The sequence below is a fragment of the Gordonibacter massiliensis (ex Traore et al. 2017) genome (assembly GCF_019731765.1).
Classification (GTDB): Bacteria; Actinomycetota; Coriobacteriia; order Coriobacteriales; family Eggerthellaceae; genus Gordonibacter; species Gordonibacter massiliensis.
Map to the genome: position 1 here is coordinate 242,132 of NZ_JAASIO010000004.1, position 15,755 is coordinate 257,886.

Below are 15,755 nucleotides of genomic sequence, written 5' to 3' on the forward strand. Positions count from 1 at the left end.
CCTATGACCAACGATACCGAAACCCCGCGCCGCAGCGCGGTCGTCACCGGCTCGAGCCGCGGCATCGGCCGCGCGGCGGCCGAGGAGCTGGCGCGCGCGGGCTTCGACGTGTGCGTGAACTGCTCGAGCGAGGGCGGTCTGCCCGCCGCGCGCGAGCTGGCGGAACAGCTCGCGGCCGACCACGGCGTGCGCGCCATCGCGGTGGCCGCCAACGTGGCCGACGCCGCAGAGGCCTCCGCGCTCATCGACGCCGCCCAGGAAGCGTTCGGGCGCGTGGACGTGCTGGTGAACAACGCCGGCATCACGCGCGACGGCCTCGTGGCCCGCATGAAGGAAGAGGACTTCGACGCGGTTATCGACGTGAACCTCAAGGGCACGTTCAACTGCTGCAAGGCCGCGGCGCAGCGCATGATGAAGCAGCGCTACGGGCGCATCGTCAACCTGTCGAGCGTCGTGGGCGTGGCGGGCAACGCGGGCCAGGCGAACTACTCGGCCTCGAAGGCCGGCGTCATCGGCCTCACTAAGTCCATCGCCCGCGAGCTGGCGGCCCGCAACATCACGGCGAACGCGGTGGCGCCGGGCTTCATCGCCACCGACATGACTGACGCGCTGTCGGAGAAGCAGCGCGAGGCCATCGTGGGGCGCATCGCGTCCAAGCGCCTCGGGGAGCCCGAGGACGTGGCGAAACTCGTGCGCTTCTTGGCCAGCGAGGACGCGGGCTACATCACCGGACAGGTTGTTTGCATCGACGGAGGTATGTCGCTATGAGCGAGAACACGAACGCATCGACGCGCCGTCCCGACGGCACGCATCGCGTGGTCATCACCGGCATGGGCGCCGTGTCGCCCGCCGGCGTGGGCGTGGGGGCGCTGTGGGACGCGGTCATGGGCCGCGCCTGCTGCATCGGGCCGGTCACGCGCTTCGACACGGCCGACTACGACGTTCATATCGCCGCCGAGGTGCGCGATTTCGACGCCACCGAGCACGGTTTGTCGAAGAAGGAGGCGCGCCGCTTCGAGCGGTTCGTGCAGTACGCCATCGTCGCGTCCGACGAGGCGCTGGCGCAGTCGGGCCTTGACTTGGAAGCCGAGGACACCACGCGCATCGCGTGCGTGTTCGGCACCGGCATCGGCGGCATCGACGAGCTGCAGAGCGGCTTCTTCACGCTGGCCGAGAAGGGGCCGAAGCGCGTGAGCCCGCTCTTCATCCCCACGATGATCGGCAACATCGCGGCCGGCAACCTCTCCATCCGCTACGGGCTGCGCGGCGAGTGCCTGAACGTGGTCACCGCCTGCGCCACCGGCGCTCATTCCATCGGCGCGGCCGTGCGCGACATCCGCCACGGCTACATCGACGCGGCGCTGGCCGGCGGCTCGGAGGAGTCCGTGTCGCCCATCTGCCTGGCCGGGTTCTCGAACCTCGGCGCGCTGTCGAAGGCCGAGGACCCTGCGCAGGCCTCCCTGCCGTTCGACGTGCGCCGCGCGGGATTCGTGGCGGGCGAGGGCGCGGGCGCGGTGGTGCTGGAGTCGCTGGAGCACGCGCTCGGGCGAGGCGCCACGGTGCTGGCCGAGATCACGGGCTTCGGCTCCACGGGCGACGCCTACCACATGACGGCCCCCGAGCCCAGCGGCGAGGGCGTGGCGCGCGCGATGCGCCAGGCGCTTGAGGAAGGCGGCTTCACGCCGGACGACCTGGGGCATCTGAACGCCCACGGCACCGGCACGCCGGCGAACGACGCCACCGAGTCGAAAGCGCTGCTGGCGCTCATGGGCGAGGAGGCGGGGCACGCGGTCCCGGTGACGTCGGTGAAGGGCACGACGGGCCACACGCTGGGCGCCGCGGGAGCTATCGAGGCCATCGTGTGCGCCTTGTCCGTGATGAACGACTGCGTGCCGCCCACGGCCGGCTTCGCCGAGGCCGATCCGGAATGCCCGGTGAACGTGGTCACGGAGGCGAAGACGAACTACCCGCAGAAGGTGGCGCTGTCGAACTCGCTGGGCTTTGGCGGGCACAACGCGTCTTTGGCTATTTCGCCGTATCGCGCTTAGCAACCTGCGAGACGCGCGGGACGGCCGGGGATGCCCAGTCGCTCGGGCAGTCCTGAGGTCGCACGAACAGCCCGCTGGGCTATTCGGCTCCTGCGGAACCGCTCTGCAAGGCAAGGAACGTTGGAAGGAAAGAGCATGGACATCGAATATCCCTGCGGCAAGGACGTCATCGAGGCGGTGCTGCCGCATCGCGACCCGTTCTGCTGGGTGAGCCGGGTGGTGGCGTGCGAGCCGGGCGTGGAAGTGACGGCCGAGCTGGACGTCGATCCCTCCCTTCCCCTGTTCGCGGGGCATTTCCCTGGGCATCCGGTGCTGCCGGGCGTCATCATCATGGAGGCGCTCGCGCAGGCGGCCTCGTTCTGCATCCTCGTGGAGCGCGGCGCGGAGGGATCCATCGGCTTTCTCACCGGCATCGACGGCGCGAAGTTCCGCCGGCAGGTGGAGCCGGGCGAGACGCTCACGCTGAAAGGGCGCATCGTGAAGTCCTCGTCGCGTCTGTGCGTGGCCGAGGTGGAGGCCAGCGTGGACGGCGCGGTGTGCGCCACGGCCACGCAGAAGTACGTGCTGGCGAAGGCCGAGGCGTAAGGCGGCGCGCTCGCGCCCCGAGACAGAGGCTAGGGATCATTCGATGAAGCAACGCAAGCAGAACTACATCACGCTCTCCGCCGATGGCGAGGTCGTCCCACAGGGGAGCGCGGTCGAAGATGCGGCTCCCGCGCAGGAATCGGCCGACGTCGCCTACCGCCTGTCGCGCATGGTGGAGGAGGCCGCCGGCTCCCCGGTGGCCCCGAACGCGCTGGACGCGGCCGACATGTCGGAGTACACCGCCGTGGCGCCGGGCGAGGCCCAAACCGCCGCCCGTGCCGAGCGGGCAGCCCGCGTCGCGGAACCGGCGGCGAAGCCCGTCGCGCTCGTGATGGCGCGCTCGAAATCGGCGAAGCGCCTGCTGCAGGCCGTGGCGGACGCGGGCTTCTGCGCCTGCGCGGCGTATACGCAGGACCGTCGCAACGAGGGCTACCTCAAGGCGGCCCAGCGCGCGGTGTGCCTGGGCGAGAAGTACTCCGACGCGCTGTTCTGCAACGGCCACGCCGTGCTGGAGGCGGCTGCCGAGTGCGAGGCGGCGGTGGTGCTGCTCTCCGACGAGGCGCTCCCCCTGGCCGAAGTGGACAGCTTCCTGGCCCGTGCCGCCGCGCGGGGCGTGCGCGTGTTCCGCGCGATGAACCCGGACGCGCCGGCGCTCGGCTGGATCCTCTGCTCTACCGACAAGCCCGCCGCCGACGACGGAACCTGGCGTACCTGCCAGCACTGCGGCCTTTCGTTCGACGAGGCCAGCCTGGCGTCCGGGCATTACGTGTGCCCCTCGTGCGGCGGATACTTCCGCATGTCGTCGGCCGAGCGCATCGACGACACGCTCGACGCGGACAGCTTCGTCGAGTGGAACCGCCGCGTGCCCGAGACCGACCCGCTGAACTTCCCGGGCTACGACGACAAGCTGGCCGCGCAACGCGAGAAAACCGGCCTCGAGGAGGCCGTGCGCACGGGAGAGGGCCGCATCGCGGGCCTGCGCGTGGCCGTGGGCATCATGGAGTCGCGGTTCTTCATGGGGTCCATGGGATCGGTCGTGGGCGAGAAGATCAGCCGGATGGTGGAGCGCGCCACCGACGAGCGCCTGCCCGTGGTGGTGTTCACGGCGTCGGGCGGCGCGCGCATGCAGGAGGGGCTCGTGTCCCTCATGCAGATGGCGAAGGTCTCGTGCGCGCTTTCGCGCCACGCCCAGGCGGGGCTGCCGTACCTCTCGGTGCTCACCGACCCCACCACGGGCGGCGTGACCGCGTCGTTCGCCATGCAGGGCGACGTCATCCTGGCCGAGCCGCGCGCGCTCATCGGCTTCGCCGGCCAGCGCGTCATCAAGGACACCATCAAGCAAGAGCTGCCCGAGGGCTTCCAAACCGCCGAGTTCGCGCTCGAGCACGGCTTGATCGACGCCATCGTGGAGCGCGCAGATATGCGCGCGACGCTCGCGCACCTGCTGGCCATCCATCTGGCAACGGTGGATCGCGGTTCGTGCGGACCGGGCGAGAGCGCCATCCTGTTGGACTACCGGAAGGTGCGCGACAACCTGGAGCACGGCACGGACACCTACAACACGGTGACGTACGGCATGCTGGAGCCCGAGGGCGGCCTGCCGTTCGGCGACGCCGCCGCGCGCGGCTCCCGGCGGGCCCAGCGGCTGCTGTCCGGCCTTGCCGGGCGCTTCGAGCGCAAGGCTTCCGGGCCTGCGATGCCCAAGCGTTTGGAGAAGGCGCTCTCGCGCGGCGGCTTCGACGCGGAGGAGGGCGCGTCGCTCGAGGTGAACGGCGTGGTGATGGGCGGTGACGCGAACGTGGCCGCCGATCCCGGCAACCGCGCTTGGCAGAGCGTGCAGCTCGCGCGCAACGTGCACCGCCCCACGGCGCGGGCCTACATCGACGCGTTCGTGGACGGTTTCATCGAGCTGCACGGCGACCGCGCCTTCGGAGACGACGGGGCCGTGGTGTGCGGCCTGGGCTGGATAGGCGGCCGTGCCGTCACGGTGATCGCGCAGGAGAAGGGGGCCGACCTCAAGGAGCGCATCCGCCGCAACTTCGGCTGCCCGCAGCCCGAGGGGTACCGCAAGTCCCTGCGTCTCATGCGCCAGGCCGAGAAGTTCGGCCGTCCCGTGGTGTGCCTCGTGGACACGCAGGGTGCGTTCTGCGGCATGGAGGCCGAGGAGCGCGGGCAGGGCAACGCCATCGCCGACAACCTGCTGGCCATGGCGGGCTTGCGCGTGCCGGTGGTGAGCGTGCTTCTGGGCGAGGGCGGAAGCGGCGGCGCGCTGGCGCTGGCGCTGGCCGACCGCGTGGCCATGCAGGAGCACGCCGTGTACTCGGTGCTGTCGCCGGAGGGCTTCGCGTCCATCCTGTGGAAGGATCGCACGCGCGCGCCCGAAGCGGCGGCCGTCATGAAGATGAGCGCCGCCGAAGCCTGCCAGATGGGCATCGTGGACGCCGTGCTGCCCGAAGGCCCTGCTCCCGCCCACGAGAACCCCGAGGCCGCCGCCGAGCAGGTGCGCGCCTACGTGGTGGACGTTCTCGCCGAGCTGTGCGAGCAGCCGATCGAAGAGGTGCTGGAAGCCCGCTACGAGCGCTTCGCGAAGTTCTAGCAGAATTCGATAGACTGAGCGGAAACCCCTGTAGGGACGGTCAGCAGGCCGCCCCTACAGGAGGCCTGCTTTGTCATCCTGAGCGGAGCGCCGAAGGCGCGGAGTCGAAGGATCTTCGACGATGGAATCCTTTCGATGCTGAAGATCCTTCGACTCCGCGCTCCGCTTGGAAGGACGACTAACCCTGCAGCAGGTCTGCGAGCTCTTCCTTGCTCAGGCTGGCCAGCGACACGCCGCCGCCGGCCACCAGGCGGTCGGCCAGCTCGCTCTTGGTGTCCTGAAGGCGCAGGATGCGCTCCTCGATGGTGCCCTCGGCGATGACCTGGTGCACGCTCACCACCTTCGTCTGGCCGATGCGGTGCGCGCGATCGGTGGCCTGGTTCTGCGCGGCGGCGTTCCACCACGGGTCGGCGTGCACGACCACCGACGCGCCCGTGAGGTTGAGCCCCGTGCCGCCCGCCTTGAGCGACACGAGGAACGCGGGCGTGTCGTCGGCGTTGAAGGCGTCCACCAGCTCCAGGCGCTTCTTCTTGGGCGTGGCGCCCGTGATGGTGTAGTGGGGCACGCCGGCGCGCGCGAGCCGCTCCGAGATGCGCGCGAGGAAGCTCGTGAACTGCGAGAACACGAGCGTCTTCTCCCCGGCGTCCAAAGCGGACTCCACCAGTTCCACGACGGCGTCCAGCTTCGCGGCGGGGCCGTCGTAGTTCTCGTACAGAAGCCCCGGATCGCAGCACAGCTGGCGCAGCCTCGTGAGCTCGGCGAGCACCTCGACCTTGGTGCGGTCGCGCTCCCGGCTCTTGCGTTCGCGGTGCTGCGCGGTCAGCGCCTCCCGCAGCTGCTGCTCGCTCGCGGCGTACAGGCGGCGCTGCTCGCCCTCCAGGCTCACGCGCACCACCGATTCCAACTTGTCGGGCAAGTCGCGCAGCACGTCGGCCTTCTGGCGTCGGAGCATGAACGGCCCCACGAGCGCCTGCAGCCGCCGCGCGGCCTCGTCGTCGCCGCCGAGCAGCGGCAGCTCGAAGCGCTCGCGGAAGCGCATGTAGGAGCCCAGAAGCCCCGGCATGAGGAAGTCGAAGACGCTCCACAGCTCGCTCGGGCGGTTCTCCACCGGCGTGCCGGTGAGGGCGAAGCGGTGGCGCGCCCGCACGCGCTTCACGCCGCGCGCCGTCTTGGTGGCGTGGTTCTTCACGTATTGCGCCTCGTCGAGCACGCAGCAGAAAAACGATCGGCGGGCGTAGTCGTCCGCGTCGATGCGCAGCAGGTCGTAGGAGGTCACGAGCACGTCGCAGGGCTTGCCGCCGGTCGTTCCGCGTCCGTGCGCCGCGTCGCCGCAGGCCTCGTCGCGCGCGAGGGTCCGCTCGCGCTTCGTGCCCGCCACGGCGCGCACGTCCAGCTCGGGCGCGAACCGCTCGAACTCGGCCTTCCAGTTGTACACGAGCGAAGCCGGGCACACGATGAGGCTGGGCCCCGCCTCGCGCGCCTCCTCGCGCCGTGCGAGCAAAAAGGCGATGAGCTGCACGGACTTGCCCAAGCCCATCTCGTCGGCCAGGATACCGCCGAATCCCGCGTCGGCGAGCGCGCTCATCCAGCGAAAGCCCGCCTCCTGGTAGGGGCGCAGCGTGCCCGCGAGCGACGCCGGTGCGCGGTAGGCGCGCTCGTCCACCTGGCGGAAGTTCTCCACGTAGCGCGTGAACGACTCGTCGCGCTCGGCGTCGGCCAGCGCCTCGTCCAGGTAGAGCGCGCGGAAGGCGGGCAGCTGCACCGTGCCCGACGCCAGCTCTTTGGCCGTGATGCCGAAGTCCTCCACCAGGCGGTCGAGCTCGGCCAGGTCGTAGCCCTCCAGGCTCATGAACGCGCCGTTGCGCAGCCGGTGGTAGCGCTTGCGCTTGCGGTAGCTGGAAAGCAGCGCGGCGAGCTCCGAGGCCGGAAGGTCGTCGGAGGACACGGTGAGGTTCACCAGATCCCCCGCGAGGGAGAGCCCCGTGGCGATGCGCGGTTGCTTGTCGCGCAAAAGCCGGTCGAAGGCGGGCGTGGTGAACACCTCGCCGAGCTCCTGGAAGCGGGCGAGGCCGCCGAACACGAGCGTGGCGATGGCCTCGTCGTCGCCTATCTCGATGAACGGATCCGGCAGGTCGAAGTAGCGCTCCACCAGATCGCGCGCCTTGCCTTCCAGGCGCTCGTCGCGCAGCGGGCCGGGAGGCGCGTCGGGCCCTTCGCCCCGCGACGGACGGCCGCCTGCGGCCCCGCTTCCCAGCGCCTCGAACAGCGGGTGGCGGCGCTCTCCGTACACGGCTTGGGCGTCGCAGGTCACCCCGCGCTTGTCCCGATCGAAGTAGAACTCCAGCTGGCAGGGCACCGGGCGGTAGGCGTTCACCTCGGCGGGGGCGATCACGTGCAGGTGCTCTTCGATGGCGGGCAGCACGGCCGCGCAGAACAGGGGCATGTCGGTCTCGCTCACGAACAGGCGGTCGTCGTCGCTTCCGTACACGTTGCGCAGGAAGTCGGCCGTGCGCGCGAAGCCGGGCGAGCAGCGATAGAACAGGTCGTCCTGCCATACGTACATGCGCTCTCCCTGCGCGGCGAAGGGGATGTCGTCACCCCGCGCGATGGCGAAGCCGCCTTTGTCCGTGCGGTTCAGGCGCACGTCGATGAACGGGTCCTCGTGCACGATGCGCGCCTGCGTGACGGAGCGCGTGCCGTAGTCGGTCCCTTCGACGGTGAACGAGGTGCCGTCGAGCACGTCCAGAAGCTCGATGAGCTCCCAGTCCGACAAATCCAGGCTGCGCTCAACTTCCTCGCGGCTGCGGTAGCGGCCGTACAGCGGGCCGTTCGCCTGCTCGCGCAACGAGACCGCCTTGTCCAGGAAGCCGACGAGGGCGCGCCCGCGGTCGGTGAACGCGGAGGGGACGTGGGCGAAGGCGAGCTTCTTGCCGTAGGCGAAACGCTCGCCGGTGCGCATGCGGCGCACGAAGTCGGAGATGCTCCGCAGCACGTAGGACCCGTTCGGGCCGGCCACGCGGAAGTGCGCCGACCACGTGCGGTAGCCGTAGGCGACGGTGGCCTCCACGTCCACGGTGCCCGGCTCCTCGGCATCCGCCTGCCGCGCGCGCTCCATGAACGCGGCGATGCTCGGCGAGGTGGAGGCCGTGCGCACCTCCCGGTAGCCCAAGAACTTTTCCGGTGCCCTCCCGTAGGCCAGGAGCAACGCCGCGGAGTGCTTGCACATGCCGTCGTACTCGCGGTAGGCGGGGCAGGTGCACGCGTAGTCCGTGACGACGTCGGCCTCCTCGTCGAAGGACGCGGAGGTGCGGTAGCGGTCGTTCCAGCCGTTGCTGGAAGCGACGAACGCGGAGAGCACGGTCTCGTCGCCGTCGTAGCGCACCTGCTTCGTGAGGATGTTCCGATCGGAGGTCGCGATCGCCTGGGCCCGCTGCAGCGTGCGCGGGTAACAGTGCTCCGCGATGGCGTCTTCCGAGATCATTGGTGCGGCCACGCCCCTTTCCCTAACGAACGGGTGTACTGTTTCATCATACTACACACGCTGGCGCACAGGTCCGTGAAAGGGCCCTCTCCTTGCAAAATCGGCAGAACGCGGATTCAAAGGTTCTTTGAATGCCGAGCATACGGGGCAAGACGACGGCCGCAGCCTTCATACTTTACCAGAGAGGCCGAGGGAGCGCCGTCGTAGGGCGCTGCGATATGAAGGAGAAAACTACCGATGAAACCGATGAAGATGGCGAAGTTCGTGTTGGGCGGTCTGGGCGGGGCGCTCGCGCTGTCCGCGGCCGTCGCCGTGCCGTGCTTCGCCGAAGAGGGCGTCACCACCATGGCCACCACGGCGCCGCTGAACATGCGCGTCGCGGCCGATATCAACTCCAACGTCATGACCGCCATTCCGCAGGGCACGTCCGTGCAGGTGTTCGGCATGACGCAGGGCGGCTGGTACGATGTGGAGTACAACGGCGCGCGCGGGAACTGCTGGTACCAGTACCTCGACTTCGAGGGCTCGGCCGACGGCACCGTGCACGACGGCCACGTGACCGACATGTACGCAACCGCGCCGCTCAACGTGCGCCTGCAGCCGAACACGGGCGCGCAGATCATCGGGTCGTTGGTCGAGGGCCAGTACGTGCCCGTCATCAGCAAGCACGACGGATGGTTCAAGGTGAGCTTCAACAGCCAGGAGGCGTACTGCTACGGCGAGTACCTGGGCTTCGGCCAGACGGGCGCCGACAAGTGCCAGGCCGCCGCGGCCGAGGACGTCTCCAACAGCGAGATGAACAAGCTCACGACGACGGCTCCGCTGAACGTGCGCTCGCAGCCGAGCACCGACGCGTCCATCCTGGGGTCGTTCGCTTCCGGCGAGGTGGTGAGCACGATCTCGGTCGAGGACGACTGGTACCAGGTGAAGTACCGGGACACGACCGGTTATTGCTACGGCGCGTACCTGAAGTAGGGGTGGGCGGCGAAGATTCGCCGAAGGGGCGTCGCGCTGCGCGCGGCGCCCCTTTTCTATCGGTCGGGTGCCTCGTCGAGATCAATGGAGGCCAGCTTGTCGATGAGCTTGCGGTAGATGCGGCTCGCGATCCAGGGCTCGGTCGACAGGGCGCAGACGTCGTCCAGGTCCACCCACCTCACGCCGCTGTTCTCATCGGGCTTGACGCGCAGCGGCTCGTCCGGCGAGGCCACGGCCAGGTACGTGACGTTCAGGTGCAGATGCGAGCTCACGTAGCGTCCGCGCTTCTCGTGACCGTCCACCGTGAGCACCTCGAGCGAGTAGATGCCGCCCGGACCGCACGGCACGAGGCGCGCGTGCGCGACCCCGGTCTCCTCTTCCAGCTCGCGCAGCGCCACGCGGGCGAGGTCGCGCTCGCCGTCGGCGTGCCCGCCGATCCAGCTCCATGAGTCGTATAGGTTGTGGTACACCATGAGCGTGCGCTCCCGGGCGGGATCGACCGTCCAGACGGAGCAGGCCATATGGGCGGTCGACGAGCGGTCGAACGCGCGCGGATCGGTTTCGAGCGCGTGCAGGATGACCTGCCGGTCGACCTCCTCCTGCTCGTTGAAGGGTTCGTAGGCGCGTATGTCGTCGATGAGGCTCATGGGTGCCCATTGTACGCGGAGCCCCCGCGAAGGGCAACGCCGCGAGAGGGACGGCGTGGTAGAATGGCCGTCGTTATTGCGCGATGCTACGGAAGAGAGGCCGCTCTTGAAGATAGCCATCAGCTCCTGCCTTATGGGGGAGCCCTGCCGCTTCGACGGGCGGGCTTGCCCGAACGAAACGGCTCGGTCCCTGCGAGACGTTGACGGCGTCGAGCTCGTGGAGCTGTGCCCGGAGGTCCTCGGCGGCCTGCCCGTGCCGCGTCCGCCGAGCGAGATCGCCGCGTCCGAGCGCGTTCTGCGCGTGACGAACGCGGAAGGTGCCGACGTCACGGCCGCGTTCATAGAAGGTGCGCGGAAAGCGCTCGAGATCGTGCAGCAAAACGGGTGCAAGCTGGCCGTACTCAAGGCCAAGAGCCCGGCGTGCGGCAGCGGGCGCGTATACGACGGCACGTTCACAGGTACGCTCGCGGAAGGCTACGGCGCTGCGGCGCGCCTGCTGCGCGGGGAAGGCGTGCGCGTGATCGACGAGGAGCGGCTGCGCGCCGCGCTCGCCGCTTCCGAGGCGCGCCATCCGGGCGCGCGGCCCGGTCTGCTGGCCGACTCCGCCGCCGACTGCCCCGTGCTCGAGACCGAGCGGCTGGTGCTGCGCGCCATCGTGCCGGACGACGCCGAGGACGTGTTCGCCTATTGCTCGGATCCCGACGTGGGCGCGGACGCTGGCTGGCCCATGCACCGCACGATAGAGGACTCGCGCGCGTTCATCGAGGCCGTGGCCTGCGAGCCGCACGTGTTCGGCCTGTTCGAGAAGCTTCCCGCCAGCGGGTCTGCCGCCGCGCCCGGCGACGGGGGCGCTGCGCTGCGCACGGGCCCCTGCATCGGCTCGGTCGGCCTCATCCCCGACCCGCAGCGACGCAACGTGGACGCCCTCATGCTGGGCTACTCGATGGCGAAGCCCGCTTGGGGCCGCGGCCTCATGACCGAGGCGTCGCGCGAGGTGCTGCGCTACGGCTTCGAGGAGCTGGCGCTCGACCTGGTCACGTGCACGCACTACCCGTTCAATGACCGCTCCCGCCGCGTCATCGAGAAGTGCGGCTTCGCGCACGAGGGCATCCTCCATGCCGCCGAGGTCGGTCCCGACGGCGTCGTGCGCGATCTTGAGTCGTACTGCCTGCGGCGAGACGATTGGCGCGTTTCGGCGCGAGGATGAACGGCTGCGGGCTCGTCCTCGCCGGCAGTTGATTGGCGGGCCGCTCTCGAACCGCACAGGTTCGGAGCGCGGGCCGCGAGGGCAACGAAGGATCGGCGCGCCCGGTCGAACGGCGCCCTATGCGCCGCCTTCCGATTGAGCCCGATCGACGCGGTCCGCCTCGCGCCGATCGGTCGGCGCGGCGGGTTTGCGGTAGAGGAACGTGAAGCACTTCGGGCAGCTCACCGCATCGGGAGCGACCGGCTCGCCGCATGCGGGGCAGCGGCCGTCGTCGGCGGCCGCGCCGTCGCCGTCCATGCAGGCGCCGCACATCACGCAAGGGATGCACATGGGGCGTCTCCTTTCCTTTTCCGTTCCTCGGCGCCGGGTTCCCGGGCGGCTTTCTCGATCTCCTGCCGTATGAGGGCTGCCAGCGAGTCGTGCACGACGTTCTCGAAGGGGATAATGTCGCGCGCGGTGCGCCGCGCCGACGTGTAGTTGAGGCGCTCGACGTAGCGCGACAGGACCGCGCCCGTGTAGAACTCAGCGAGGAAGTCGACCCCCGCGTTGCCCGTCAGGCGCTCGCGCAAGGCCCTCTGCTCCACCGCGCTCTGCCGGTCGATCTCGCGGTCGATCAGGAACAGTATGTCCTCCTTGATCACCGGGAAGAACAGCTGGTGCAGGTAGAAGTCGAGTGTTCCCGGACCGCGGGTCGAGAAGATGCAGCGGTAGTACGCCCTTCGCTTCTCCAAAGAATAGGAGAGCGCCGCGAAGAAGGGGGCGTTGTAGATGCGCCCCGACTCTTCGATCCTGCGCGCGTAGAAGGGGAACTCCGCGAGCGGGTTGTCGGGTGCGTCGTGTTCGCGCACGAGCAAGTCCTCGGGGAACTTGTCGGCGAGCCCGCTTGCCAAATCGTAGCGAAACAGCCAGACGATCAGCTGCTCCTTGTCGGCGAAGTGGTAATAGAACGTCTTGCGGTGCTTGCCCGCCGCCTCCGCGATCTGGTTGACGGTGATCCGCTCTGCGGGCATGGTTTCCACGAGGCGCACGAACGCCTCGGCCAGGCGGAGCTTCGCTTCGTAGCGTTTCGGGCTCATGCGGCACCTCGAACGGTTCGTCTGCCGCGCGACCGGTCGGCGGCGCGGGCTGCTGCGGCTTCCATGATAGCGCGGAAGTTCCCGCGGCGAAACGGGGCGCCGCGGGAACTTATCGGTGTGCTTCGATCGGGAAGGGTTGGCTATGCGCCGTCCTTTGAACTTCCCGGCGCCTTCGGCGGCGCGGGGGCCTTGGGCGCGCCCGGCGCGGCCGGGGCGCCTGGGACGCCGGGCGGGGCCGCCTGGTCCTGCGGCTTCCTCATCATCGCGCCGCACTCGGGGCAGGTGCCGTCGGCGTTCGGCTCGGCGACGATGTAGCAGCTGGGGCACACCACCTCGCCCGCTTCCGCCGTGGGTGGTCTGAAGCACATGGCGCTACCTCCTTACCATTCGCAGTTCGACATGAGGATGAAGTTGCCGGCCGTCGAGGACCATTCCTCCAGCTTGAAGGGGTCGACGTCGATCTTCTCCGCGAGCTCCGCGCGGGAATCGGCGTGCTTGGCCACTTCGTAGAAGTCCTCGATGGTGTCGATGCCCAGGTCCTTGAGCTTCGCCACTGCGTCGGGGTCGATACCGAACAGCTTGTCGAGATCGGCAGCCATGGAGATCATCCGCCTTTCTTGGTCGTCCGCGCGGCGGAGCGCCGCGCGGGAATCGTCAACATGCCAGCGCGCCCGCCCCCGATCCTCGTCGGACGGGGGCGGGCGATGGCGCGCGCCGCGCGGGCGGTCGAAACCGGCCCGACCCGCTGCCGCGTCGTTTTCCTACCGGTCCTGCTCCTCGCACTTGTACACCCTTGCGGCCACGCCGGTTTGCTGCCAGGCGCCGATGAGCTGGTCGAGCGTTTCGGGGTCGTCGTCCAGAAGCACGTTCGCGTTCGACTCGAACGCTCCGAACAGGCTCGGCAGGGCCTCCTCCTTCTCCGGGAACCACCAGTCGTGCTGCACGCTGATGACGCGCGGGTCCACGATGGACGTCTTGCGGGCGCGCTGTTTGATGCGGCCCATGTGCGTTTCTATCCAGCACCAGTCGCCGTCGCGGATGCCCAGGTCGATGGCCGTGTCGGGGTGGATGTCGAAGATCGGGTCGGGGTGCAGGTCGCGGTACGGCCCGGGCTGGCGGTGCTCCGAATGGTAGAACGGCATGAAGCGCGCGCCGGTGATCATGACGAGCGGGTAGACGCCTTCCCATTCGGGGTGCTTCTCCACGCTGAGGCCCGGGTACTCGAAGTGCGGCAGCGGGTCGAACGGCAGCCCTGTTTCCGCGGCCAGCTTCTCCACCACGCTCGACTTCAGCTCCACCTTGCCCGAGGGCGTGAGGAACTTGTAGCCGGGCTCTTTGTACTTCTCGAACTTCTTCTGGCCGGCCATGTACTTCACGTCGTTGTAGAACTTCTCGTGCGTCATGCCCATGGGCGCCAGCTGGAAGTCCAGCATGCCCTCGGTGGTCGGTCCCCACCACTTGTCCTCCTGGCCCAGGCGGCAGGCCAGGCCGTAGAAGAACTCGTAGTCGTCGCGGAAGTCCACGTCGGCGCCGCCCTCGAACCGCTCGATCACGCGCGCCTGCGCGCCGAAGTACATGGGACGGTGGTTCATGACCGCGTAGCAGTTGTCGGGGCGCTCGAGCCAGGTGGCCGCCGGCAGCGCGTAGTCGGCGAGCGCCGCGGTGGGCGTGAGGAAGTAGTCGTGCACCACCAGAAGCTCCAGGTTCATGAGCGCTTCGACCACGAGCTTCGTGTTCGAGAACGCCATGACCGGGTTGTCGGCCTGCACGATGAGCGCCTTCACGGGGTAAGGGTCTCCGTCGCGCATGGCGCGGAACAGAAGCGGCGCGTTGCTGTACGGGTAGAACGACGGGTACGCCTGCGAGATGACGTCCCAGCCCTTGAACGTGAGGCCGGGGAAGCGGTCGTTGCCGATCATCTTGTCGCGCTGCTCCTGCGAGAGCGCGTAGTGCTCGTAGAACGCCGGGGGGAAGCGCGACGGGGGCGCCAGCTGGTCGCCGCCCTTCTTGTCGATGTTGCCCGTGATGGCGCGCAGGATGGCCTTGGCTTGGATGGCGCTGGAGGCGTTGATGCCGCTCGCGTCGCCGCCCTTCTGGCCCCAGGGCAGGCAGGCCGACGGCGCGGTGGCGTACAGGCGCGCCGCCTCGCGGATCTTGTCGGCGGACACCCAGGTGATCTCGGCCACCTTCTCGGGAGGGTATTCCTTCGCGCGCTCGCGCAGCTCGTCGAAGCCGATGCACCACTCGTCCACGAACTCGTGGTCGTAGAGGTTCTCTTCGATGATGACGTTGATGAAGCCGAGCGCGAGCGCCGCGTCGGTGCCGGGGCGCAGCTGCAGGAACAGGTCGGCCTGCTGGGCCACCTCGCTGAAGCGCGGGTCGATGACCAGCAGCTTCGCGCCCCGCTCCTTGCGGTTCGTGTCGACCCAGTGCCACAAAAGCGGCTCCGACGCGATGGTGTTGCGCCCCCACAGCACCACGAGGTCGGCGTTCACCCAGTCGGCCTTGTCGGAGCAGAAGCCGCCGTAGGTGCAGGGCTCGAGCCACATGTCGGAGCTGTAGCAGATGGTGCCGTTGCCGCCGGTGTTCGGGCTGCCGAACAGGTTGGTGAACTTGTAGTGCAGCCAGCTCCACGTGCGCGCCGTGCCCTCGGTGAAGGCCAGCGTTTCGGGGCCGTACTCGTCGCGCAGCTCTGCGAGTTTCGCGGCTATCTCGTCGAACGCCTGGTCCCACGAGATCTCCTTCCACTGCCCGCCGCCGCGCTCTCCCTTGCGCTTGAGCGGCTTCTTCAGGCGGTTCGGATTGTAGACGAACCCCTCGAGGTAGCGCTCCTTGTCCAAGCGGGAGCACGTGTAGCCCTTGTTGTGCGGGCAGTCCGGGTCGCCCTCGATGTTCGTGATCCTGCCGTTGACCTTCGTCACCAGCACGCCGCAGCGCACGTGGCAGAAGAAGCAACCTGCTCGCAGTACCTCCACCTTGTCTTCAGCCATGAGTCCTCTTCCTCTCGTCTTGTCGGTCGACGATTGCGGATGATCGTTTCGCCTTCGGTCCACTCCTTTCCGAACGGGGCTTGCCATGCCGTGTGCCCGCTTCGCGGTGCCTGCGGGCGCCTACCTTCGAAAAACGTGCGACGTGCGGTC

Annotated in this window: 13 protein-coding genes; 6 read left to right on the plus strand and 7 right to left on the minus strand. The window is 68.9% G+C overall.

Going from position 1 to position 15,755, the window contains the following annotated elements; all coding sequences use genetic code 11:
- Positions 1–3: 3 nt before the first annotated feature.
- From fabG to HCH03_RS07050, 4 genes are all read left to right on the plus strand, one after another.
- Positions 4–768, plus strand: a complete 765-nt coding sequence (gene fabG, locus HCH03_RS07035; RefSeq protein ID WP_221688916.1) for a 3-oxoacyl-[acyl-carrier-protein] reductase — start codon at positions 4–6, stop codon at positions 766–768.
- Positions 765–2,048 carry a beta-ketoacyl-ACP synthase II gene (fabF, locus tag HCH03_RS07040; RefSeq protein ID WP_221688917.1) on the plus strand — a complete coding sequence of 428 codons (1,284 nt, stop codon included), beginning with the start codon at positions 765–767 and terminating at the stop codon, positions 2,046–2,048. Before fabG ends, fabF begins: the two co-directional genes overlap by 4 nt.
- A 135-nt stretch (positions 2,049–2,183) precedes the next feature.
- Complete coding sequence (fabZ, locus tag HCH03_RS07045; RefSeq protein ID WP_080143430.1) at positions 2,184–2,633, plus strand: 3-hydroxyacyl-ACP dehydratase FabZ; 450 nt, start codon at positions 2,184–2,186, stop codon at positions 2,631–2,633.
- Between the two features lie 43 nt (positions 2,634–2,676).
- Positions 2,677–5,229, plus strand: coding sequence for an acetyl-CoA carboxylase carboxyltransferase subunit alpha (locus tag HCH03_RS07050; protein ID WP_221688918.1), 2,553 nt, complete (start codon positions 2,677–2,679; stop codon positions 5,227–5,229).
- A gap of 178 nt (positions 5,230–5,407) precedes the next feature.
- On the opposite strand, the gene HCH03_RS07055 is transcribed toward HCH03_RS07050, so the two are convergent.
- Positions 5,408–8,722: a DEAD/DEAH box helicase gene (locus HCH03_RS07055; protein ID WP_368042427.1), complete on the minus strand. Its 3,315-nt coding sequence runs from the start codon at positions 8,720–8,722 to the stop codon at positions 5,408–5,410.
- Positions 8,723–8,947: 225 nt separating this feature from the next.
- On the opposite strand from HCH03_RS07055, the gene HCH03_RS07060 reads away from it, so the two are divergent.
- Entirely contained in the window at positions 8,948–9,685 is a 738-nt protein-coding gene (locus HCH03_RS07060) for an SH3 domain-containing protein (protein WP_221688919.1), read from the plus strand.
- 56 nt (positions 9,686–9,741) lie between these two features.
- Here HCH03_RS07060 and HCH03_RS07065 read toward each other — a convergent pair whose 3' ends face one another.
- A complete protein-coding gene (locus HCH03_RS07065; protein ID WP_221688920.1) occupies positions 9,742–10,332 on the minus strand; it encodes an NUDIX hydrolase in 591 nt (196 codons plus the stop codon).
- Between the two features lie 106 nt (positions 10,333–10,438).
- Between HCH03_RS07065 and HCH03_RS07070 the strand changes: the two genes are divergently transcribed.
- Entirely contained in the window at positions 10,439–11,539 is a 1,101-nt protein-coding gene (locus tag HCH03_RS07070; RefSeq protein WP_221688921.1) for a GNAT family N-acetyltransferase, read from the plus strand.
- 117 nt (positions 11,540–11,656) lie between these two features.
- On the opposite strand, the gene HCH03_RS07075 is transcribed toward HCH03_RS07070, so the two are convergent.
- From HCH03_RS07075 to HCH03_RS07095, 5 genes are all read right to left on the minus strand, one after another.
- Positions 11,657–11,869: a zinc ribbon domain-containing protein gene (locus tag HCH03_RS07075; RefSeq protein WP_221688922.1), complete on the minus strand. Its 213-nt coding sequence runs from the start codon at positions 11,867–11,869 to the stop codon at positions 11,657–11,659.
- Positions 11,851–12,615 (minus strand): TetR family transcriptional regulator, encoded by a 765-nt coding sequence (locus HCH03_RS07080; RefSeq protein WP_221688923.1) that lies wholly within the window; start codon positions 12,613–12,615, stop codon positions 11,851–11,853. Before HCH03_RS07080 ends, HCH03_RS07075 begins: the two co-directional genes overlap by 19 nt.
- 140 nt (positions 12,616–12,755) lie before the next feature.
- Entirely contained in the window at positions 12,756–12,983 is a 228-nt protein-coding gene (locus HCH03_RS07085) for a hypothetical protein (protein ID WP_221688924.1), read from the minus strand.
- A gap of 12 nt (positions 12,984–12,995) precedes the next feature.
- The gene (locus tag HCH03_RS07090; RefSeq protein ID WP_221688925.1) at positions 12,996–13,214 is read right to left on the minus strand and encodes a DUF4332 domain-containing protein; all 219 of its coding nucleotides are present in this window, start codon (positions 13,212–13,214) and stop codon (positions 12,996–12,998) included.
- Positions 13,215–13,376: 162 nt separating this feature from the next.
- Positions 13,377–15,605 carry a molybdopterin-containing oxidoreductase family protein gene (locus HCH03_RS07095; RefSeq protein WP_221688926.1) on the minus strand — a complete coding sequence of 743 codons (2,229 nt, stop codon included), beginning with the start codon at positions 15,603–15,605 and terminating at the stop codon, positions 13,377–13,379.
- Positions 15,606–15,755: the final 150 nt, after the last annotated feature.